Origin of the sequence: Actinomadura monticuli, from assembly GCF_041463655.1 — a bacterium.
GTDB classification, from domain to species: Bacteria; Actinomycetota; Actinomycetes; order Streptosporangiales; family Streptosporangiaceae; genus Spirillospora; species Spirillospora monticuli.
The window spans coordinates 373,638-394,268 of the sequence record NZ_JAXCEI010000005.1; the positions used below are offsets into that span (position 1 = coordinate 373,638).

Below are 20,631 nucleotides of genomic sequence, written 5' to 3' on the forward strand. Positions count from 1 at the left end.
GGCGCCCCGCGGGGCGCCGAGTCAGGCGCGGGCCCGGGTGCTGCCGCCGTCGGCGTGCAGGATCTGGCCGACGAGCGTCGGCATGCGCTCGTCGGCCAGGAACGCCACCGCCTCCGCGATCTCCGCGGGCGAGGCGACCCGGCCGAGCGGCACCCGCGCCGCCTGCCGGGCGCGGAACTCGTCCGCGGAGATCCCGGTGTCCGCCGCCATCGCCGCCAGCCGCGGCGTGTCGATCACGCTCGGCGCGATCGCGTTCACCGCGATGCCGAGCGGCGCCAGCTCCCGGCCGAGCGACTTGGCCAGCGTGACGATCCCGGCCTTGGCCGCCGAGCAGGCGGTCGCCCCCGGCATCCCGATCAGCCCGCCCTCGGACGCGATCAGCACCATCCGGCCGCCGCCGCGCTCCACCATCCCCGGCATGACCGCCTGCGCGCACGCGAACGTCCCGCCGAGGTCGACGTCGATGACCCGCCACCAGTCGCCCGGGTCGTGCTCGCCGAACGGGGCCGTCGTCAGGTGGGTGGCGCCCGCGACGAGGATCCCGACGTGCGTGCCCGTCACCGACTCGACCTCCGCGACCATCGCGGCGACGGCGTCGGGGTCGGCGACGTCGGCGGGCGCGGCGAGCCCGTCCAGCTCGCGGACGAGGCCGCTCACGTCCCGGTCCGGGCGGTCGTTGAGGGCGACGCGGTGCCCGTCCGCGGCCAGCCGCCGCGCGACCGCCGCGCCGAGCCCGCCGGCCGCCCCCGTGACCAGCGCGACCGCCATCAGATCACCGCCCCGGAGTTGGGGGAGAGGACCTCTCCGGCGCAGAACGTCGCGTCCTCCACCAGGTAGGCGGCGGCGAACGCGACCTCCTCCGGCGACGTGAGCCGCCCCGTCGGCAGCGTCTGCAGGTACGCGGGCCGGCGCCACGGCGAGTCGGGCGGCAGCATCGGCGTGTCGGTCGGGCCCGGCGCCACCGCGTTCACCCGCACCCCGGACGGCGCCAGCTCCGCCGCCAGCGACCGGACGAGCCCGATCACCGCGCCCTTGGCCGTCGCGTAGTGCGCCTCGCCGTCCGAACCGCCGATGGCGAGGTCGGACGAGACCGCGACCACGCTGCCGCGGCCCCGCTCGACCATGCCCGGGGTCACCGACCGGCACACGTTGACGACGCCCCCCAGGTGGACGCGCAGCATCCGCAGCCAGTCGGCCCAGGCGACGTCGGACACCGGGACGATCGCGTAGTGCCCGGCCGCGCACAGCGCCGCCTCGATCGGCCCGAGTTCCCGCTCGATCCGGCGGACGGCGGCGGTCACCTGCTCGGGGACGGCCACGTCCACGCCCACCGTGTGGTCGGCGTCCTCCGCCGGGACGAGGTCAAGGGCGGCCGTCCGCCAGCCGCGCCCGGCCAGCTCCCGCACCATCGCGGCGCCGATCCCGCTCGCCGCGCCGGTGACGAGTGCGACCCGCTCGCGCATCTGATCACCTCGACATTCGCTTCGAAGTTCCCAGGCAAACCCGGCATAACCCCAGGTGGCAAGGGAACAGCCGATTTCTTGGCCGATCGCACCACGGCACGCCCGGGACGTCGTGCCCTTCTCCAAAGCACGGTTCTCCCAAAACACGGTCACGGGCACCCGTCACGGGCCCGTCCGGGTGAGAAGGTGAAACTGTGACCAGCGATCCCGTTGTGCCGCACCTCACCGTCCGGCAGCTCCTGGAGGTGCCGAGGTTCCACTTGCGCCTGGTCGCCGGCGAGGGCGGCCTCGACCGGACGATCCGCTGGGCGCACTCCACCGAGCTGCTCGATCCCGGGCCCTACCTGCGCGGCGGCGAGATCGTCCTGACGGTCGGCGCGTCGCTGCGGGACCCGGGCGCCTGCGCGGCGTTCGCCGAGTCCGTGAAGGCCGGGCGGGCGTGCGCGATCGGCTACGGCGTCGGCGACGTCACCGCCGAGGTGCCGGAGGCGCTGCGCGAGGTCTGCGACCGCATCGGCCTGCCGCTCGCCGAGGTGCCGGCCGAGGTCCCGTTCCTGAGCTTCACCGAGTGGTTCGCCGAGCGGCTCGCGTTCACCCGCGACGAGCGGCACGAGCGGGAGGAGACCGGGCGGCTGCTCCGCATGATCCAGCAGGGCCACGCGTCCGCCGAGGTGCTCCGCGAGCGGATCGACGACGCCGGGCTCGACCCGGCGGCCCTGCTCGTGATCGCGATGGACGGCGTCGAGGAGGCGCTGCCCGGCGTCCTCGGCCTGGACGGCGACATGGCGCTGCTCGTCACCAACGACGCGCACGCCTGGTCCGAGCCCGCCGGCGTCGGCAGCGCCGGATCGCTCGACCACCTGCCGGTGTCGCTCGCCGAGAGCCTCACCGCGCTGGACGCGGCGCGCCACGCCGGCGGCGTCGTGCACGCCTCCGACCTGGCCACCTTCCAGGCCCTGCTCGGCCGCCTCGACCACGACCAGCTGGCCCCGTTCCTCGAGCAGATCGCCCGGCCGCTTAACGAGTACGACAGCGCGCACGGCACCCGGCTCACCGAGACCCTCCGCACCTTCCTGGACATGGGCGGCGCGGTCGGCGCCACGTCCCGCGCTCTGTTCCTGCACCCCAACACGCTCCGCCACCGCCTGGCGCGCATCGAGTCCCTGACCGGCCGCGACCCGCTCCGGTTCGAGGACCGGGTGGCGCTGGCCATCGCGGTCTGGGCCACCCGCTGACGGCGTCACCGGCGTTACCGGTGTCCGCAGGGCCCGCTGTGCGGCGCTTTCCCCGGGCTTCTCTTTCGCAGTTCGGGTGGAATGCGAGAAATGAGACAAATGTCGCGATCGACGGCTGGGCGGGGGTCTCGATTGCGGTGGCGGACCCGGCGTGCGGCAATGCTCGCGGACGCCCGGCGGCGGTCATGGCCGGGCGGCGCGACACGAGCGGTCTGCGGCGTTCTATGGAGACGTCCAGAAAAACGCTGAGGGCGACGATCGGCGGAATCCGGCCGGCTTCTTGATCGGGCGCGGTCATGCGGTGGAAGCCGGGCCGTACGGGTGTTCTTCGCGAGGGCCTTCACGGTCGGGACGCCGCCCTGTGAAGTACGTGCGTCCGCGGGATTGGTGTGGAACGACGGCCCTTGGCCGTGCATGTGGGCTGGTCCACGGGTGTGAGCTTCGTGCGTCCCGGCGAGGGCATTCTGACCGCACGGTAAGTGATCATTAAGGGTCGGCGGTGTTCGCGTTCGCCCCGCGGGGCGCGTTGCGGCGCGGCAGCCTCATGGGTATACCCGACATTCGTGTCCCGAAAGGCAATGCGGACAGAGCCGAATTTCGCGTTCCCGGGCGGCCCGAGGACGGCGGGTCTACGTTTGCAGGGACACGCCGGAGCGCCCCCCGAAGGAGCGTCTGACCCATGACGGATGCCACCAGCGGCCCGGACCAGGGGCCCGAGACGAAGATCAACACCGATGTCCCCCAGTCGGCCCGGATCTGGAACTACTGGCTCGGCGGCACCGACAACTACGAGGTCGACCGCCTCGCCGGCGACGCGTACGTCTCGCTCTATCCCGGCATCGTGCCCATCGCGCGCGCCGGCCGCTACTTCATGGACCGCGCGATCAGGTTCCTCGCCCTCGAACGCGGCATCCGCCAGTTCATGGACTGCGGGACCGGGCTCCCCACCGTCGACAACACCCACGAGATGGCCCAGCGTGCGGCGCCCGACGCGCGGGTCGTCTACGTCGACAACGACCCGCTCGTCCTCGCGCACGCCCGCGCCCTGCTGACGGGCACCGCGGCGGGCCGGACGTCCTACATCGACTGCGACCTGCACGACCCCAAGACGATCATGGCGAGGGCGGCGGAGATCCTCGACCTGTCGCAGCCGGTCGGGCTGCTGCTGATCGGTGTCATGGGGCACATCGTCGACCCCGACGAGGCGTTCGGCGTCGTCCGCGGGCTGCTGGAGCCGCTGGCGTCCGGGAGCTACCTCATCCTGCACGACTCCACCGACCAGAACGAGGCGTTCAACGCGGCGCAGCGCGCCTACGACGAGACCGGCGCCATCCCGTTCCGGCTGCGCGGCCCCGACTTCATCCGCGCCTACTTCGACGGACTGGAGATGGAGGAGCCGGGGCTCGTGACGAGCGGCGCGTGGCGTCCCGATGTCGCCGGCATCGAGGTCGAAGAGCTTCCGACCCTGTGCGCGGTGGCGCGTAAACCCTGACGCCGGGGCGAGGTCGCGCACCGTTTCCTCTCCGCCGCGCTGCGTGAAGCTATAGTGAGTCGTCCGGCCGATCCCCCCGACGAGGAGTCCCGTTGGCCTCCGTCACGAGCACCGGCAGCAGCCGGTCGGCACGCGCCCGCGCCGCACGCCCCCACGGGGATCCGCTCGTCCCCCGGATGCTGCTCGGCAGGCGGCTCCGCGAGCTGCGGGAGCGGGCCGGGCTGTCCCGGCGGGACGCCGGACTGATCGTGCACGGCTCCGAGTCCAAGATCGCCAGGCTGGAGCAGGGCCGGGCCGGCGGCCGGCCGCGCGAGGTCGCCCGGCTGCTCGCCCGCTACGGGGCGGACGGCGACGAGCAGACCACCCTGCTCGCCCTCGCCGAGCAGACGACCGCACGCGCCTGGTGGCACGGCGACGGCGACATCGTCCCGCGCTGGGCGCGGCCCTACCTGAGCGCCGAGCAGTCGGCCCGGCTGGTCCGCACGTTCGAGGCCCAGTTCGTGCCCGGCCTCCTCCAGACCGAGGACTACGCGCGCGCCATGATCCGCCGCGTCGCCCCCGAGGAGGAGGTCGAGCGGCGGGTGGAGCTCCGGCTGCGCCGCCAGCGGGTGCTGCGCCGCCGGCCGCGCCCGCTCAACCTCTGGGTGGTCCTGGACGAGCAGGCCCTGTGGCGTCCGATCGGCGGCGCGGCGACGATGCGCGGCCAGCTCCGGCACATCGCCGAGCTGTGCGCGCGGCCGAACGTCACCGTCCAGATCGCGCCGTTCGGCATCTGCGGCAGGGTCGCGGGGGACGCGCCGCTCACCCTCGTCCGGTTCCCGCAGCAGGGGCTGCCCGACATGGTGTACCTCGAACGGGCCGACGGCGCCGCCTACCCGGCGCGGCGCGCGGAGATCGAGCGGCACTGGCACGTCTTCAACACGCTGGTGACCGAGGCCGCGCCGCCGGAGCACACCCAGCGGATCCTCACCCGGCTGCTCGCCGCCTACTGACCGGCCCTTCCCGGGACTCGAATCGAGCCTCGGAGTTAGACGCAAGTCTCCACTCGGGTCCAACATAACGGAATGGAAAAAAGTGCTGCCCAGCGGTGATCCCGCGCCGTCGGGATCACATATTCCCGGCTGACCACTTCCGGCCTAAGATGATAAAAGCCGGTTATTTTGGAGGTTTCTCGGAGCGGTTCGGGGACGTAGGGCACAGGGGTTCGCGATGGGTCATGTTTACCAGGTCGGCACCCGGATATCGGCCATCGATGAACGCCCTGCGCCGCCGCCTCCTCGAAGGAACGCCATGTCCGTCAGCGAGCGTTTGTGGAACGAGACCGAGGAACGCCGTACCCGCCTCGAACTCCAGTCCCGGGAGAACTTCCCGGTCGCCACCCGGCTGCTCCCCGCGCGCCATCGCGAGCATCTCCTGAACGTGTACGGCTATGCCCGGCTCGTCGACGACATCGGCGACGAGGCGCCGCCGGCCGAGCGGGCCGGACTGCTCGACCTGGTCGAACGCGATCTCGACCGCGTCTACGCGAGCGAGAGGGCGCAACTGCCCGTCCTGCGCGACCTGTCCCGCACCATCACCGCGTGCCGGATCCCCGCGGAGCCGTTCCGCCGCCTGCTGGAGGCCAACCGCCGCGACCAGGAGGTCACCCGGTACCGGACGTTCGACGACCTCCTCGGCTACTGCGCCTACTCGGCCGACCCGGTCGGGCACATCGTCCTGCACGTGTTCGGCGCCGCCACCCCGGACCGGCTCCGGCTGTCGGACAAGGTGTGCACCGCGCTGCAGATCATCGAGCACTGCCAGGACGTCGGCGAGGACCACCGCAACGGCCGGATCTACCTGCCGGGCGACGACCTCACGCGGTTCGGCTGCACCGAGGACGACCTGGCCGCCGCGATCACGCCGACCCGGCTGCGCGGCGTCGTCGCCCTCCAGGCCGGGCGGGCGGCGGCGCTGCTGGACGAGGGCGCCGCCCTCACCAGCGCGCTCCGCGGATTCGCGCGCGTCGCCGTCGCCGGATACGTCGCGGGCGGGCTCGCCGCCCTCGCCGCACTGGAACGCGGCGCCTACGACGTCCTGGGAAGCCCGTCACGCCCGAGGAAAGCGCGGCTGCTGGCCGAGTGGTCGCGGACACTGGGAAGGAGATAGTGGATGGACGCACCCAGCGCCTACCGGCATTGCGAGAACGTCGTGCGCTCGCAGGCGCGCAACTTCTCGTACGGGATCCGGCTGCTTCCCGCACCGAAACGGCGCGCGCTGAGCGCCGTCTACGCGTTCGCCCGCCGCGTCGACGACATCGGCGACGACCACGCCGCGCCGCCCGCGGCCCGGCTGTCGCGGCTCGGCGACGAGCGCGAGCGCCTCGCGGGCGCCGCCGCCCACCCGTCCGACCCGGTGCTCGTCGCGCTGTCGGACGCCGCGGACCGCTACCCGATCCCGCTGGAGGCGTTCGGCGAGCTGATCGACGGCTGCGAGGCCGACGTCCGCGGTGAGACCTACGACACCTTCGACGACCTGCACTGGTACTGCCGGTGCGTCGCGGGCGCGATCGGGCGGCTGTCGCTCGGCGTGTTCGGCACGTCCGACCCGGAGACGGCCGCGCCCCGCGCGGACGCGCTCGGCGTCGCGCTGCAGCTGACGAACATCCTGCGGGACGTCCGCGAGGACGGGCTGAGCGGCCGCGTCTACCTGCCCGCCAAGGACCTCGCCCGGTTCGGCGTCACGCTGGAGCGCGACGCGTCGGGCCGGCTGACCGACGACCCGGAGCGGCTGGCGGGCCTCATCCGGTTCGAGGCGGACCGGGCGGAGGAGTGGTACGCGACCGGCCTCCGGCTGCTGCCCATGCTCGACCGGCGCAGCGCCGCGTGCGCCGGCGCGATGGCGGGCATCTACCGGCACCTGCTGAAACGCATCAAGGCCGACCCGCTGGCCGCGCTCGACACGCGCACGTCCCTCCCCGCATGGGAGAAGGCGGCCGTGTCCGCGCTGGCCATGTCCGGGGTCCACCGGTGAGCGGCCCGGACGTCGCCGTCGTCGGCGGCGGCCTCGCCGGCGTCACGACCGCGCTGGCGCTCCAGGAGACCGGGATACGGGCGACGGTCTACGAGGCGCGCCCCCGGCTCGGCGGCGCCACCCACTCCTTCACCCGCGACGGCCTGACCGTCGACAACGGGCAGCACATCTTCCTGAAGTGCTGCTCGGCGTACCAGGGGCTGCTCGGCAGGCTCGGCGCGACCGACCGCGTCCGCGTCCAGGACCGCTTCGACGTCCGCGTCCTCACCCCGGACGGCCCCGGCGGGCGGCTGCGCCGCGCCAAGGCCCCCGGCCCGCTGCACCTGCTGCCCGCGCTCGCCGGCTACCGCCTGCTGCCGCCCGCCGACCGGCTGCGCGCCGTCCGCGCGTCCCTCGCGCTCGACCGGCTCGACCCGGACGACCCGGCGCTCGACCGGCTCAGCATGGGCGGCTGGCTCACCGGGCATGGCCAGCGGCCGCGGGCCCGCGACGCGCTCTGGGACCTCTTCGTCACCGCCTCCCTCAACATCCGGGTCGACGACGCCGCGCTCGGCCCGGCCGCGATGGTGTGCCAGACCGCGCTCCTCGGCCGCTCGGACGCCGCCGACATCGGCGTCCCCACGATCCCGCTCGGCGACCTGCACGGCACGATCGCCGCGGCGAAGATCAGGCACGGCGGCGGACGGGTCGAGCTGGGCGCGAAGGTGACGGCGGTGGACGCCGGGCCGAAGCTCGTCGTCAACGGCGCCCCGGTGAGCGCCGACGCCGTCGTGATCGCGGTGCCGCACCGGGCGGCGTCCTCGCTCGTCCCCGAGGAGGCGTCCCCGGACCGGGCGCGGTGGGACGGGCTCGGTTCCAGCCCCATCGTCAACGTCCATGTCGTCTACGACCGGCCCGTCCTGCGCGTCGACGGCAGGGACGAGCCCTTCGTCGCGGCGGTCGGCTCGCCCGTCCAGTGGGTGTTCGACCGGACCGCGGTGAGCGGCCTGACCGGCGGCGGCCAGTACCTCGCGGTCTCGGTCTCGGCGGCCGACCGCTGGATCGACACCCCCACCGCGGAGCTGCGCGACGTGTACCTCGCCGCGCTGGAACGGCTGCTCCCGGCCGCGCGCCGGGCCCGCGTCACCGACTTCTTCGTGACGCGGGAGCGGCACGCCACGTTCCGCCAGAGCCCCGGCAGCGGCGCGCTGCGTCCCGCGTCCGCGACGCGGCTGCCCGGGCTGTTCCTCGCCGGCGCGTGGACGGACACGGGCTGGCCCGACACGATGGAGGGAGCCGTGCGAAGCGGCCTCACCGCCGCCCGCCTCGTCCGGCGGCACCTGCGCCAGGTGCGGACCGACGGGGTGAGCGGCCGATGACCACCATTCCCACTTCGATCACCGACGGGCGCGCGCTCGCCGACCAGGCGATGCGCGCCGCCGCGGAACGGCTCGACCCGTGGACCCGCCGCGTCGTCGCCTACCACCTCGGCTGGACCGACGAGGACGGGCGTCCCGCGGAGGCGGGCGGGAAGGCGCTGCGCCCCGCGCTGGCGCTGCTGTCCGCGCGGGCCGCCGGGGCGCCGCCCGAGACGGCGCTGCCCGGCGCGGTCGCGGTCGAGTTCGTGCACGCGTTCTCGCTGCTGCACGACGACATCATGGACGGCGACCGGACCCGCCGGCACCGTCCCGCCGCGTGGACGGTGTTCGGCCCGTCCGCCGCCATCCTCGGCGGCGACGCGCTGCTCGCCCTGTCGGAGGAGCTGCTGCTCGACGAGCAGACGCGGGGCGCGCACTGGGCGGCGCGCGCCCTGGCCGCCGCCACGCAGCGGCTCATCTCCGGCCAGGCGTCCGACATCGGGTTCGAGCAGCGCGACGACGTCTCGCTGGACGAGTGCGTCACCATGGCCGCCGACAAGACGGGCGCGCTGCTCGCGTGCGCCTGCTCGATCGGCGCGATGCTCGGCGAGGGGCCCACCCGGCTCGTCACCGGCCTGACCGGGTTCGGCGCCGAGATGGGCCTCGCGTTCCAGCTCGTGGACGACCTGCTCGGCATCTGGGGCAGCCCGGAGACGACCGGCAAACCCGTCCTGTCCGACCTGCGGGCCCGGAAGAAGTCGCTGCCCGTCGTGTACGCGCTCAACGCCGGGACGCCCGACTCCGCGCGGCTCGCCGAGCTGTACGCCAAGCCGGAACGGCCGTCCGAGGACGCCCTGCGCGAGATGGCGCGGCTCGTGGCGGCCGCCGGCGGGCGCGACTGGGCCGCCGCCGAGGCCGACCGCCGCATCGCCGCCGCCGAACGGCACCTCGACCACTCCGGGATGGACGACCACGTGGCCGCCGAGTTCCGGGACATCGCCCTCTTCGTCACCTCCCGGGACCACTGACCCGGCCACGCGCGAGAAGGAGACCGCCGAATGACCACGACGGAAGCCCCGGAGCTCACCGGCGCGGCGGCCGCCGCCGTCGAAGCGGCCCGCGACCACCTGCTCGGCCTGCAGTCGCCCGAGGGCTGGTGGAAGGCCGAGCTGGAGACCAACGTCACCATGGACGCCGAGGATCTGCTGCTCCGCCAGTTCCTCGGCATCCGCTCCGACGCCGACACCAAGGAGGCGGCGCGCTGGATCCGCTCGCAGCAGCGCGCCGACGGGACCTGGGCGAACTTCCACGGCGGCCCCGCCGACCCGTCCACCACGATCGAGGCGTACGTCGCGCTGCGGCTCGCCGGCGACCCCGTGGACGCCGACCACATGCGGCGGGCCGCGAAGTACGCGCGGGACGCGGGCGGCATCGAGGGCAGCCGCGTCTTCACCCGGATCTGGCTCGCGCTGTTCGGGCAGTGGTCGTGGGACGACCTGCCCGTCATGCCGCCCGAGCTGATGTACCTGCCGAGCCGCGTCCCGCTGAACGTGTACGACTGGGCGTGCTGGGCGCGGCAGACGATCGTCCCGCTGACGATCCTCGGGTCGCTGCGCCCCGTCCGGGACCTGCCGGTCGACCTGGCGGAACTGCGCAGCGGGGTCATGCCGCCGAAGGACGCGAAGGGCTGGGGGCGGGCGTTCAACGCCCTCGACCGCGTCCTGCACGTGTACGAGAAGGCGCCGGTGCGCCCGCTGCGCACCGCCGCGATGCGCCGCGCCGCCGACTGGATCATCGCCCGGCAGGAGGCCGACGGCTGCTGGGGAGGCATCCAGCCGCCGTGGGTGTACTCGCTGATGGCGCTGAACGTCCTCGGCTACGGCCTCGACCACCCGGTCGTCAAGCGCGGGCTGGACGGCCTGGAGCGGTTCACGATCAGGGACGAGAAGGGCCGCCGGCTGGAGGCGTGCCAGTCGCCGGTCTGGGACACCGTCCTCGCCATGAACGCGCTCGGCGACGCCGGAGCCGCGCCCGACGACCCCGCGCTGGTGCGGGCGGGGCGCTGGATCGTCGGCGAGGAGGTGCGCGGCCCGGGGGACTGGTCCGTCCGGCGGCCCGGCACCCCGCCCGGCGGGTGGGCCTTCGAGTTCGACAACGACGTCTACCCCGACACCGACGACACCGCCGAGGCGATCCTCGCGCTGCGCAAGGTGGCGCTGCCGGAGGCGGAGGCGCCGATCGAGCGCGCCGTCCGGTGGCTGAACGGCATGGCCTCGCGGGACGGCGGCTTCGGCGCGTTCGACGCCGACAACACCCGCGAACTGTGCACCAAGCTGCCGTTCTGCGACTTCGGCGCCGTCATCGACCCGCCGTCCGCCGACGTCACCGCGCACGTCGTCGAGGCGCTCGCCAAGGAGGGCCTCGCCGAGTCGACCGTGGTCAAGCGGGCCGTGGTGTGGCTGCTCAAGGCGCAGGAGGCGGACGGGTCCTGGTTCGGGCGCTGGGGCGCCAACCACGTGTACGGGACGGGCGGCGTGGTGCCCGCGCTGATCGCCGCCGGGGTCCGCCCGGAGAAGCCCGCGATCCGGCGCGCCGTGGCGTGGCTGGAGGAGCACCAGAACGCCGACGGCGGCTGGGGCGAGGACCTGCGCTCCTACGACGACCCGTCCTGGATCGGGCGCGGCGAGTCGACCCCGTCCCAGACGGCGTGGGCGCTGCTGGCGCTGCTCGCCGCCGGCGAGCGCTCCGCCGCCGTGGACGCCGGCGTCCGCTGGCTGGTGCGGAACCAGCGCCCGGACGGCAACTGGGACGAGGACCAGTTCACCGGCACCGGGTTCCCCGGCGACTTCTACATCAACTACCACCTGTACCGGCTGGTGTTCCCGATCAGCGCGCTGGGCCGCTATCTGGGCGGTGCCACATGACGCGCCTCGTCGTGTGCGCGGCGCTCGCCATCGAGGCGCGGGCCGTGGGACGGGACGTCGTCCGGACCGGGATGGGGCCCGCCAAGGCGCGGGCCGCCGCCGGGCGGCTGCCCGAGTACGAGGCGCTGGCCGTCGCCGGCTGCGGCGGGGCCCTGGACGCGCGGCTCCGCCCCGGCGACCTGTTCGTCGCGACGGAGGTCCGCGGCCCGTCCGGGACGGTGCTCTGCCGGTCGGCGGAGGCGCTGGCCGGGCTGCTGGAACGCACGACCGGCGCGACCGTCCACCGCGGGCCGCTCGTCACCACGGACCACATCGTGTCCGGCGCCGAGCGCGCCTCCCTCGCCGCGTCCGGCGCGCTCGTCGCCGACATGGAGTCCTCGGTGCTGGCGGAGGCGGCGGGCGACCGGCCGTTCGCCGTCGTCCGCGCCATCGTCGACACGCCCGGCCGCCCGCTGGTCGGCCCCGCCACGCTCACCGGCGGGACGGCGGCGCTGCGGCGGCTGCGCACCGTCGGCCCCGCCCTGCGCGAATGGGCGGACGCGACCGGCCCGCGACGGGTGCTCCTCGCCGGGCCGCGCTCCTTCTGCGCCGGCGTGGAACGGGCCATCGAGATCGTGGAACGCGCCCTCGACCTGCACGGGCCGCCCGTCTACGTGCGGAAGCAGATCGTCCACAACACCCACGTCGTGGACGACCTGGCCCGGCGCGGCGCCGTGTTCGTCGACGAGCTGGACGAGGTCCCGCCCGGCTCGGTCACGGTGTTCTCCGCGCACGGCGTCGCGCCCGCCGTCCGGGACGAGGCCGGGCGGCGCGGGCTGCGGGTCGTCGACGCGACCTGCCCGCTGGTGTCCAAGGTGCACGCCGAGGCCCGCCGGTACGCCGCCTCCGGCCACCTCGTCGCGCTGATCGGGCACGCCGGGCACGAGGAGGTCGAGGGCACCCTCGGGGAGGCGCCGTCCTCGACCGTCCTGGTCGAGACGCCGGACGACGTCGCGTCGCTGCCCGCCGGCCGCCCCGTCGCCTACCTCACCCAGACCACCCTCGCCGCCGACGAGGCGGGCGAGGTGGCGGCCGCCATCACCGGCCGGTTCCCGGACGCGGTCGGCCCGCACACCGACGACATCTGCTACGCCACCACCAACCGGCAGCGGGCCGTCGCCGGCGTCGCCCGCGACAGCGACCTCGTCCTCGTCGTGGGGTCGGCCAACTCCTCCAACTCGCGCCGGCTCGTGGAGGTGGCCGAGGCGCACGGGACGCCCGCGGTGCTGATCGACGGGCCGGCGGACATCCCGCTCGGCCGGCTCGCCGGGGCCCGCGTCGTCGGGCTGACGGCGGGGGCGTCCGCGCCGCCGTCCGTGCTGGACGCCGTCGTCGACGCCCTGCGCGGCCTCGGACCGGTCGACGCCGAGGAGCGCACGGTCACGGTGGAGACGACCGAATTCACCCTGCCAAAGGAGGTCCGAACACAATGAGCATGCCGCTTCGCCAGAGCCTTCGCATCGGAACCTACATCCTCCGCAACAAGATGCGCGGCAGGGAGAAGTTCCCGCTCATCGTCGAACTGGAACCGCTGTTCGCGTGCAATCTGGCCTGCGCCGGCTGCGGAAAGATCCAGCACCCCGCCGACACCCTGAAAAGGCGGATGCCGGTCGAGCAGGCCGTCGCCGCCATCGAGGAGTGCGGCGCCCCGATGGTGTCCATCGCGGGCGGTGAGCCGCTCATGCACCCGCAGATCGACGAACTCGTCAACGAGCTCGTGAAGCGCAAGAAGTTCGTGTTCCTGTGCACGAACGCGCTGCTCATTCCGCGGAAGATCGACAAGTTCAAGCCGTCGCCGTACTTCGCGTGGGCGGTGCACATCGACGGCCTCCGGGAACGGCACGACGCCTCGGTCTGCAAGGAGGGCGTCTTCGACGACGCGGTCGCTGCGGTCAAGGAATGCAAGCGCCGCGGATTCCGCGTCACCACCAACACGACCGTCTTCAACACCGACACCCCGCAGAACGTCATCGAGGTCATGAACTACCTGAACGACGATCTCCAGGTCGACGAGATGATGATCTCGCCGGGATACGCCTACGACAAGGCGCCCGACCAGGAGCACTTCCTCGGCGTCCAGGAGTCGAGGGAACTGTTCCGCAAGGCGTTCGCGGACGGGAACCGCAAGCGCTGGCGGCTCAACCACTCGCCGCTCTTCCTGGACTTCCTGGAAGGCAAGATCGACTTCCCGTGCACGGCCTGGGCGATCCCGTCCTACTCGCTTTTCGGATGGCAGCGTCCCTGCTACCTGATGTCGGACGGCTACGCGCAGAGCTACAAGGAGCTCCTGGACGAGACCGACTGGGACTCCTACGGCCGGGGCCGCGACCCGCGCTGCGCCAACTGCATGGCGCACTGCGGCTACGAGCCCACCGCGGTCATGGCCACCGTGGGCTCCCTGAAGGAGTCCATCAGGGCGGTGCGCTCCACCTGACCGAAGCGCCCGGAGAACAGGGAATCACCCTGCTCTCCGGGCACCCCGATCCGGGGAGTCAGGCGTCGCTGAGCTTCTTCGGCCGGTAGGCCTTGTACTCGCTGCCCGCGTCGAGGCCGTAGTCGCGCGTCCGGTAGTCGGTTCCGTACCGGCCGCGCTGCTCGTACGCCCAGTAGGACGTGTGCCGGCTGTTGGCCCACTTCTCGAAGATGACGACGTGCCGGGTGGTGTTGGTGCCCTCCGCGTCCATGACGAGGTCACCCTTCTTCAGCTCCGACATCTTGATGCGCTCGGTGTAGCGCGACGACGTCAGGCCGACCGTGTTCTGCCCGGGCTTGGGCAGCCCCAGCGTCATGGACACATACCCCGAGCAGTCGGCCCGGTACCCTTCGTGCGACCTCACCTGGCTGTAGGGCACCCGGTCCGCACTGTGCGGCTTCCACGACCTGGCCCGCTCGATGACCTCGGACCGTTCGTCCGTCTTCTTCGCGGACTTCTCGGTCGCGTCCGCCTTTCGCGGCTGCGGGATGGTCTTGACGGCGGCGACCGACGTACCGGTATCGGACGGACGCTCCGCCACGTGCACCGTCGCCGCGGCCACGCCGAACACGGCGAGACCGAGCAGCGCTCCATTGGTGCGGGGGCTCAGGCCGAAAACGCCCTTGCCGTTGCTGTGCTTGCCTTTCAAAAGGGGGGCTCCTTCTTCCATGTGCCGCCTACCGGGTTAGCTGACGGGTTCGGACGTGGAAGTCGCCCTACGGCCTGGGGGCAGGCCGATTCACCCCAGTGCTGCGAGGGTGGGTCCCCGGCTCCGCGCGATGCGGACTCGGCGGTGCCGCTGCGGTCCCGGGACCGTGCCGGCCCATGCGGGAAGAGCGGCGCTGATGTTGTCAGACCGTCCGAGGGATATGCCTCGGGGGCCGTGTGAACGGACCTGCCGCAGCGCGCTCTCTGCGTGGGCGCGCACGGTCGGCGAGGTCTCAGGCGGCGGCCGGACCGCCGCAGGACGGCACGTGGGTCGCGCCGCCGCTCCCACCCGTCCCGGGTGGCACGGGAGCACCTGGAGGGCACCCCGGTGGGGGCCAAGCTACAGAAGCTCCCAAGGGAAGGCAAACCCTCCCAAAATCAAACCCCCAGCTCAGACCCCCTCCAACCGCCTCGAACACCCACTGGAGCGGGGGTGGAGGGGCCCTCCGCGCCCTGCGTCCTGAACGGACCCGATCACCGCGACGGCGGGCGGTCTCCGCCGCGATGGATGCTCACGATCATCCGGGCGGTGACGGCGGCGCCGAAGCAGCCGACCGACCACACCGCGATCAGGCCGACCCGCTCGGCCACGGACACATCGGCGCGGTAGAAGACCAGCGGAAACACCCAGCCCAGCGCCAGCAGGCTCGCCCCCGGAAAGGTCAGCAGCATCGGGATCAGCCAATCGACGGTCGTCGCGGGACGCGGATTGGCCCGGCTCCATTCGACCCACCCGAAGCCCTTTCCGACCTTGTCGTTGAGCACTTCGTCGATATAAGTCGATATCCGGTGGATGGCGGTGCGCTGGGCGACGTACCGCCCACCGAGGAGATAGGAGCTCACTGGAATCAGCAGCATGATGCCGGACAGGCCGGCGCGGGTCAGCGCGAACCCGAATATTGCACCGGTCAGCGTCAGCTGCAGGGCGAGGATCTGCTGCTGGTATTTCGCGCGCCCGTCGATCTCCCCGCGAAGCGACGTGTACTCCGCGATCGCCGCGCTGACATCCGGAGAGTCCATCGTGTCATCCTCTGGTCTCGGTTGACAGATCATTAGTGACGTACTCTTCGAATCGGCCCGCGGTGAAAGTCCTCATTATTCCCGGTCGCCCCGCCGCCCGTCGGTGGCGTTCGTAGTAGACGCCCAGCCGGTCCCTGCCGAGGCAGGTGACGTCATGGCCCGCGCTCGCCAGCAGATCGGTGACACCGGCGCGGTCGTACACGGGGTGGAAGCCGGCCGCGAGAACCATGTGCTCGGCCCTCTCGTCGTCGCGTTCGACCTCGATGAACCGCGACGTCCGCGCGGCTCTCAGAGCCCGCAGAACACGGCTCGCGAGGCCGCGCCCGCGGTAGCGCTCATCGACGGCCACCGCAGCGACCTTGCCGTCAGGGCGGACGTAGGAGACCGCGACCATTGGAGCGCCCGGACGGCGTTCATCCCGCACCGAGGCGAGCATCGAGCCTTCGTGCACCAGGCGCTCGCGGTGAACGGCGGGCGGATAACTCCGGTCCGCGTATGCGGCGCACAGCAGGGAGACGGCCTCCTGGACCAGTTCGGCTCGCTCGCGCAATTCCGGGTTGGCCGCCGTTTCGCCGGACAGGCCAACCGGCTCTGATCGACGGAGATCGAAGAAGTCGCTGACGGCCGCCCAGGTGGCGTCGAACCCCCGCGTGAACTGGTGGTCGGTCGGCATCGTTACCGAAGTGGCGTTGGGCAGCACCCGGAGGAGACGCGTGGTCTCCTCCTCGGTGGCGACCGTGTCATCCGCGGCGGAGAGCAGGAGCACCGGTAACTCGATCCGGGCCAGGACCCCGTCGTCCAGAGGAGGCGGGCGGTCGATCAGGCCGTAGCCGACCGGCAGCGGCATGCCGGCCGCGTAATGCTGGAATTCAAGCGTGCCCGACCGACGCCACGGCTCTTCGTCCCGCAGCCCGGCGACCCGGAGAAGCGCGGCGCGATGGTCGACCACCGGTGCGAGCAGGACGGCACGCTCCACGTTGGGCGCCCTCCGCTCCGCGAGCGCCCGCAGGAGCACGGCGGCGCCGAGGCTGCCGCCCATCGCGAAGGTGCGATTCCGGTTCGCGGCCATAATGTGGCAGGCCATGTCGACCATCGCGTCCATGGAAAGCGATTCGAAGGTCGGAAGATTGAGATCGGGGACGGCGAGCGCAAGGCCGAAACGTGCACTGAGATCCGCGATCAGCGAAGCCTTCGAAGAATATGGACCGGAAGCGAAACCGTGGAGGTAGACCAGGCGTGCGGCACTTGCTTGCGTCACTGTCACTCCAGGATCAACTTGCGCAACCGCTGAAGTGTTCAGCTGCTACGAAGTTCCACTAGCGCGGCCCATGACTGCGTGATACATTACCAGCGATAGTGACAACATTGCAAGACTGCGGTCCCATCTCTGTCCGTCGGCCTCTGCCGCGAAAGGGAGGGTGAATGTGCACTGTTCCGGTGAGAGCGGACGACACCGATTGCTTCATATGCGCCGCCGGACACTGCCCTCCGGAGCTGATTCCGTGGTACGACCGCCCGCTCATTCATGAGCCGGAAGTAGGCACGGTCATCGGCGCGGTCGGCGCCCTCGTTCCCGGCTATGTCATCGTGGCGCCCATCATGCACACCAGGTCGATTCGGGACCTGCCGAAGGGGAAGCGCAGCGAACTGCTCCGGCTGCTGGACGCTGTGAGATCGCGAATCGAGCGCCACTACGGCCCGGCGACCATCTTCGAACACGGGTCGTGCCGGGAACTCGAAGGACGCCGCCCCGCCTGTGTCGCGCATTCGCACGTGCACGTCGTCCCCGGGAAGTACGGGCTCGCGCAGACCGCGCCGCAGTTCACGGCATTCGACTCCCTCGAAGGGATGCTGGCGGCGGCCGATTCCGGGCGGGGCCTGAGCTACCTGATGTTCCAGGAACCGGGTGAGCCGGTGCACTTCGCGGCCGATCCCGGGGTCTCGCAGTTCTTCCGCCGCCATATCGCCGCGGCGCTCGGTGAGGCCGACGCCTGGGACTATGCGGCGGTCCCGCGATGGGACAACATCCGCGAGACCCAGCGGACACTGGCCGGTCAGTCGGCGGAGTGCAGTCACTGAGCGAGCCTGGACGCGTCGGAGTCCGAGGCCGTCTCGGTCGCCGGGCCGGCTCCGCGGCCGGCCTGTGCCGTCCCGGCGGATCAGCCGGAGCCGGTGGAGATCAGGACGACTCCGCCGCTGAAGCCGCCGCGTGCCGCCCGCTTCGTCCGCCGGGCCCGATCGATCTCCGGCATCTCGACGCCGAGGCATTCGGCGTACGCGTGGATCACTTCGAGGACGTCGGCCAGCTCGTCGATCGTGGCGCGCTCGTCCGTCGCGGCAAGGACCTCATGGACCTCCTCCAGGAGCTTCTCGCGCAGCAGCTCGGGAATCTCCTGCTCTCCCGCGATCCTTGTCTGGAAGGTGTCCCCGTTCGCGCCGATGATGTCCGGGATACGGTCACGAACCAGTTTTTCCCTGGCCATATCGTCTCCTGATCCTGCCCTGCCCGCCTCGGGCCACTGCTCGCGATCGACTGACCTCGTCGTTTGCATGTAGAGCGCGCTTTCGTCCGGGGGAACAGAGCATGCCCAGGTCGCGAAGGAACCGGGCCGAGCCCTGGTGGTTCCGCGTGGACGATACCGCGAACGACCTCAAGATCACCGTCTCCCTTGACACTGCCCGGCGCATGGAACGCGCTAACGTCGAACGGCTTCCGCCCGTGACATGTCTCGATCCCGCGTGACCGCGCCGGGCACGCACGGTCGGGATGCCCCTCCATAAGATCAAATACCTTGTGTTTGTCACTTTGGTAGGATGCGGTCAAGCCCCAGCTGCTCGCCATGGCCCGGGCGACCGAACTTCATATCCGTCGACGGTCCACGAAGGCACCTGACGATCACGCAATAGGTCACCGAGGGATCGGGCATGATTCGGACATGAACGTGTGCTTCTCCGGCTATACGGCGGTCGGCAAGACGACCCATTCCCTTCTGTTGGCGGAGACCCTCGGATTCGCGTACGTGTCCGCCTCGGAGATCCTTCTTGAGCGGCTGGACGTCGACCGCACGAAGGTGAACGAGTCTCGGACCTGGTTCGACCGCTATCAGGAGTTCGGCTCCATACTGAAGTCCTCGTCCATCGATGCCGAGATAGACGAATACCTCGGCCGCCGGGCTCGTGAGGACGACCGCGTCGTCTTCGACACCCGGTTCTTACCCTGGTTCTCGGGCGACGGTTCTTTGCGCATCTGGCTGGAATCGGATCTGGCCGCACGTGCGCGGAAGTGCTTCGTCTCCATCGACGGCGCGGGGCCGGACGTCCTGGAATGCGCGATCAAGGTGCAGCGGCGCGACACCCTCGACGTCGAACGCCTGCTGGACGGCCACGGTCAGATCTTCGCGCCCGACCGGGACGTCTTCGACGCCGTCCTGGACAACTCCTCGCTCATCCCGGAGCCGACAAGGCGGTGCGCGGACAACGGCATCGCCGTCTTCCACGAGTACGTCATGGCGACGATCGAGGCGCTGGACGGCGACCGCCGGAGGCTGGACAAGCTCTTCGACATGGACCCGGCCATGGCCGGATCGATCGTGCGGTACGTGCGAGACGTCCATGAGGGCTGACGGGGCCGGGATGGAGCACCACGGTTACACCTCGGAGTGCGGGCATTGCTCGCTCGCGCCTTTCGACATCCTCCTGGCCATGCCACCCTTCGCTCTCGTTTCCCGGCGAGCCGAACCGTCCGCCGCGGGCCGGATGGAACTGACCGCGCTGCGCTGCCCGCGTCATGGGGGCGCGGCGAGGCTCGCGGACCTCCCCGCGACGGACCTCGACCGCGTCCGCTTCCTTCGAAGCGTCATCACCTCCTTTCTCAACGAGCAGGGGCGCGAGTTCGAGATGTCGCTCGAACTCTCGGACGGCACGGGCCGAATGCGCCTGCTGTGCGTGCCGGCGGACGGCGTCATGCCGGTCGGCGGGACCCCGGTGCCCGACGGCCTCCATGGCCTCGCCGACGTCCCGAACCCGCGTTCGCTCGTCTACCTGGAGCAGCGGGTGATCGACGAGGCGTTCCGCATCGGGCAGGCTCAGCGCGAGAGTTGGCGAGCATGGCTGGTCTCCGCATCCGAAGCGCGCGAAATCTTCGACTCCTCCGAGGGCGAAAGGGTGAACGTCGCGCACTTTCGAACCTGGCTGCTCGACCACGAGCGATTCGCCCCGGACGTCTCGGACGGCGTGCCGGTGCTCGATTTCGGCGCCGCCGTGCGGAGGTCGAATCGCATCGGCAACGACGCCGTTTCGAAGGCGTTCACCCGGACCTGGCGGGGGCGGTCTGACGACCCCATGGTCGCGCGATTCGTCCGCCGGCTCCCGCAGTCGCCCAAGGCGGCGGAACTCGGCGTGCTGGACGCCGGATGCGGGCCGGCCGTGCACCACGGTGCGTTCACCGCGCTGGGCGTCCCGTGGACCGGCGTCGACGCCTCCGCCGGAATGATCGAAAGCGCGCGCCAGAACCTGGCCTCCGCGCGGGTCCCCTCCCCGCGGCTGGTGATGGGCGACGTCGGCCGCCTTCCGTTCAAGGCTCGGTCCTTCGCGGGAGTGTGGCTGCGCTCCGTGCTCGTCCATGTCCCGCGGAGCGAGGCATTGGCGATCCTCAAAGAATCCGCGCGCCTTCTTTGCGGCGAGGGCGCACTGTACATCAACTTCCAGCCCGGGCGCGGTGTCGTCGTCCGCCGCGAGGGCCGGGTATTCGTGTACTACGAGCGAGCCGAGATCATCGATCTCTGCGGCCGGGCCGGCCTCATCGTCGCGGACGAGTGGGAAGGCACCGCTAATCGCGGGTCCCTGGGCGACACCCGGCTCAAACAATGGCGGCATCTGATCCTCCGACAGAGCCCTGACGCAAGCTAGACCAGTATCAAAGGAGATGC

General features: G+C 71.7%; 19 protein-coding genes and 1 riboswitch. Of the genes, 13 read left to right on the top strand and 6 right to left on the bottom strand.

Going from position 1 to position 20,631, the window contains the following annotated elements; genetic code table 11:
- Positions 1–21: 21 nt before the first annotated feature.
- Both SM611_RS13525 and SM611_RS13530 read right to left on the bottom strand, forming a co-directional pair.
- Complete coding sequence (locus SM611_RS13525; RefSeq protein ID WP_371949850.1) at positions 22–768, bottom strand: SDR family NAD(P)-dependent oxidoreductase; 747 nt, start codon at positions 766–768, stop codon at positions 22–24.
- Positions 768–1,463 (bottom strand): SDR family NAD(P)-dependent oxidoreductase, encoded by a 696-nt coding sequence (locus tag SM611_RS13530; protein WP_371949851.1) that lies wholly within the window; start codon positions 1,461–1,463, stop codon positions 768–770. The genes SM611_RS13525 and SM611_RS13530 overlap by 1 nt, the downstream gene beginning before the upstream one ends.
- A gap of 194 nt (positions 1,464–1,657) precedes the next feature.
- Between SM611_RS13530 and SM611_RS13535 the strand changes: the two genes are divergently transcribed.
- The 10 genes from SM611_RS13535 (at position 1,658) to hpnH (ending at position 13,936) form a co-directional block, all read left to right on the top strand.
- The gene (locus SM611_RS13535) at positions 1,658–2,698 is read left to right on the top strand and encodes a PucR family transcriptional regulator (RefSeq protein ID WP_371949852.1); all 1,041 of its coding nucleotides are present in this window, start codon (positions 1,658–1,660) and stop codon (positions 2,696–2,698) included.
- A gap of 679 nt (positions 2,699–3,377) precedes the next feature.
- Positions 3,378–4,190, top strand: a complete 813-nt coding sequence (locus SM611_RS13540; RefSeq protein ID WP_371949853.1) for an SAM-dependent methyltransferase — start codon at positions 3,378–3,380, stop codon at positions 4,188–4,190.
- Positions 4,191–4,282: 92 nt separating this feature from the next.
- Positions 4,283–5,182, top strand: a complete 900-nt coding sequence (locus SM611_RS13545; protein WP_371949854.1) for a helix-turn-helix domain-containing protein — start codon at positions 4,283–4,285, stop codon at positions 5,180–5,182.
- A 298-nt stretch (positions 5,183–5,480) separates the two neighbouring features.
- Positions 5,481–6,338: a squalene synthase HpnC gene (hpnC, locus tag SM611_RS13550; protein WP_371949855.1), complete on the top strand. Its 858-nt coding sequence runs from the start codon at positions 5,481–5,483 to the stop codon at positions 6,336–6,338.
- A 3-nt stretch (positions 6,339–6,341) separates the two neighbouring features.
- Entirely contained in the window at positions 6,342–7,202 is an 861-nt protein-coding gene (gene hpnD, locus SM611_RS13555; protein WP_371949856.1) for a presqualene diphosphate synthase HpnD, read from the top strand.
- Positions 7,199–8,560 (top strand): hydroxysqualene dehydroxylase HpnE, encoded by a 1,362-nt coding sequence (gene hpnE, locus SM611_RS13560; protein WP_371949857.1) that lies wholly within the window; start codon positions 7,199–7,201, stop codon positions 8,558–8,560. The genes hpnD and hpnE overlap by 4 nt, the downstream gene beginning before the upstream one ends.
- The gene (locus SM611_RS13565) at positions 8,557–9,567 is read left to right on the top strand and encodes a polyprenyl synthetase family protein (protein ID WP_371949858.1); all 1,011 of its coding nucleotides are present in this window, start codon (positions 8,557–8,559) and stop codon (positions 9,565–9,567) included. Before hpnE ends, SM611_RS13565 begins: the two co-directional genes overlap by 4 nt.
- 30 nt (positions 9,568–9,597) lie before the next feature.
- Positions 9,598–11,463 (top strand): squalene--hopene cyclase, encoded by a 1,866-nt coding sequence (gene shc / locus SM611_RS13570; protein WP_371949859.1) that lies wholly within the window; start codon positions 9,598–9,600, stop codon positions 11,461–11,463.
- Positions 11,460–12,935 carry a 4-hydroxy-3-methylbut-2-enyl diphosphate reductase gene (gene ispH, locus SM611_RS13575; RefSeq protein WP_371949860.1) on the top strand — a complete coding sequence of 492 codons (1,476 nt, stop codon included), beginning with the start codon at positions 11,460–11,462 and terminating at the stop codon, positions 12,933–12,935. Before shc ends, ispH begins: the two co-directional genes overlap by 4 nt.
- The gene (gene hpnH / locus SM611_RS13580; RefSeq protein ID WP_371949861.1) at positions 12,932–13,936 is read left to right on the top strand and encodes an adenosyl-hopene transferase HpnH; all 1,005 of its coding nucleotides are present in this window, start codon (positions 12,932–12,934) and stop codon (positions 13,934–13,936) included. Before ispH ends, hpnH begins: the two co-directional genes overlap by 4 nt.
- 58 nt (positions 13,937–13,994) lie before the next feature.
- On the opposite strand, the gene SM611_RS13585 is transcribed toward hpnH, so the two are convergent.
- The 3 genes from SM611_RS13585 to SM611_RS13595 all read right to left on the bottom strand — a co-directional run bounded on the left by SM611_RS13585 (position 13,995) and on the right by SM611_RS13595 (position 16,961).
- Positions 13,995–14,624 (bottom strand): NlpC/P60 family protein, encoded by a 630-nt coding sequence (locus tag SM611_RS13585; RefSeq protein WP_371949862.1) that lies wholly within the window; start codon positions 14,622–14,624, stop codon positions 13,995–13,997.
- Positions 14,625–14,634: 10 nt separating this feature from the next.
- Positions 14,635–14,778, bottom strand: a riboswitch (cyclic di-AMP (ydaO/yuaA leader).
- Between the two features lie 379 nt (positions 14,779–15,157).
- Entirely contained in the window at positions 15,158–15,703 is a 546-nt protein-coding gene (locus tag SM611_RS13590) for a hypothetical protein (protein WP_371949863.1), read from the bottom strand.
- Positions 15,704–15,707: 4 nt separating this feature from the next.
- Positions 15,708–16,961, bottom strand: a complete 1,254-nt coding sequence (locus SM611_RS13595) for a YqiA/YcfP family alpha/beta fold hydrolase (RefSeq protein WP_371949864.1) — start codon at positions 16,959–16,961, stop codon at positions 15,708–15,710.
- A 179-nt stretch (positions 16,962–17,140) separates the two neighbouring features.
- Between SM611_RS13595 and SM611_RS13600 the strand changes: the two genes are divergently transcribed.
- The gene (locus tag SM611_RS13600; RefSeq protein WP_371949865.1) at positions 17,141–17,782 is read left to right on the top strand and encodes an HIT family protein; all 642 of its coding nucleotides are present in this window, start codon (positions 17,141–17,143) and stop codon (positions 17,780–17,782) included.
- Between the two features lie 80 nt (positions 17,783–17,862).
- On the opposite strand, the gene SM611_RS13605 is transcribed toward SM611_RS13600, so the two are convergent.
- Positions 17,863–18,186, bottom strand: a complete 324-nt coding sequence (locus SM611_RS13605) for a hypothetical protein (protein WP_371949866.1) — start codon at positions 18,184–18,186, stop codon at positions 17,863–17,865.
- A gap of 453 nt (positions 18,187–18,639) precedes the next feature.
- On the opposite strand from SM611_RS13605, the gene SM611_RS13610 reads away from it, so the two are divergent.
- Both SM611_RS13610 and SM611_RS13615 read left to right on the top strand, forming a co-directional pair.
- A complete protein-coding gene (locus SM611_RS13610) occupies positions 18,640–19,326 on the top strand; it encodes a hypothetical protein (protein WP_371949867.1) in 687 nt (228 codons plus the stop codon).
- 10 nt (positions 19,327–19,336) lie between these two features.
- The gene (locus tag SM611_RS13615) at positions 19,337–20,611 is read left to right on the top strand and encodes a class I SAM-dependent methyltransferase (RefSeq protein ID WP_371949868.1); all 1,275 of its coding nucleotides are present in this window, start codon (positions 19,337–19,339) and stop codon (positions 20,609–20,611) included.
- Positions 20,612–20,631 lie beyond the last annotated feature (20 nt).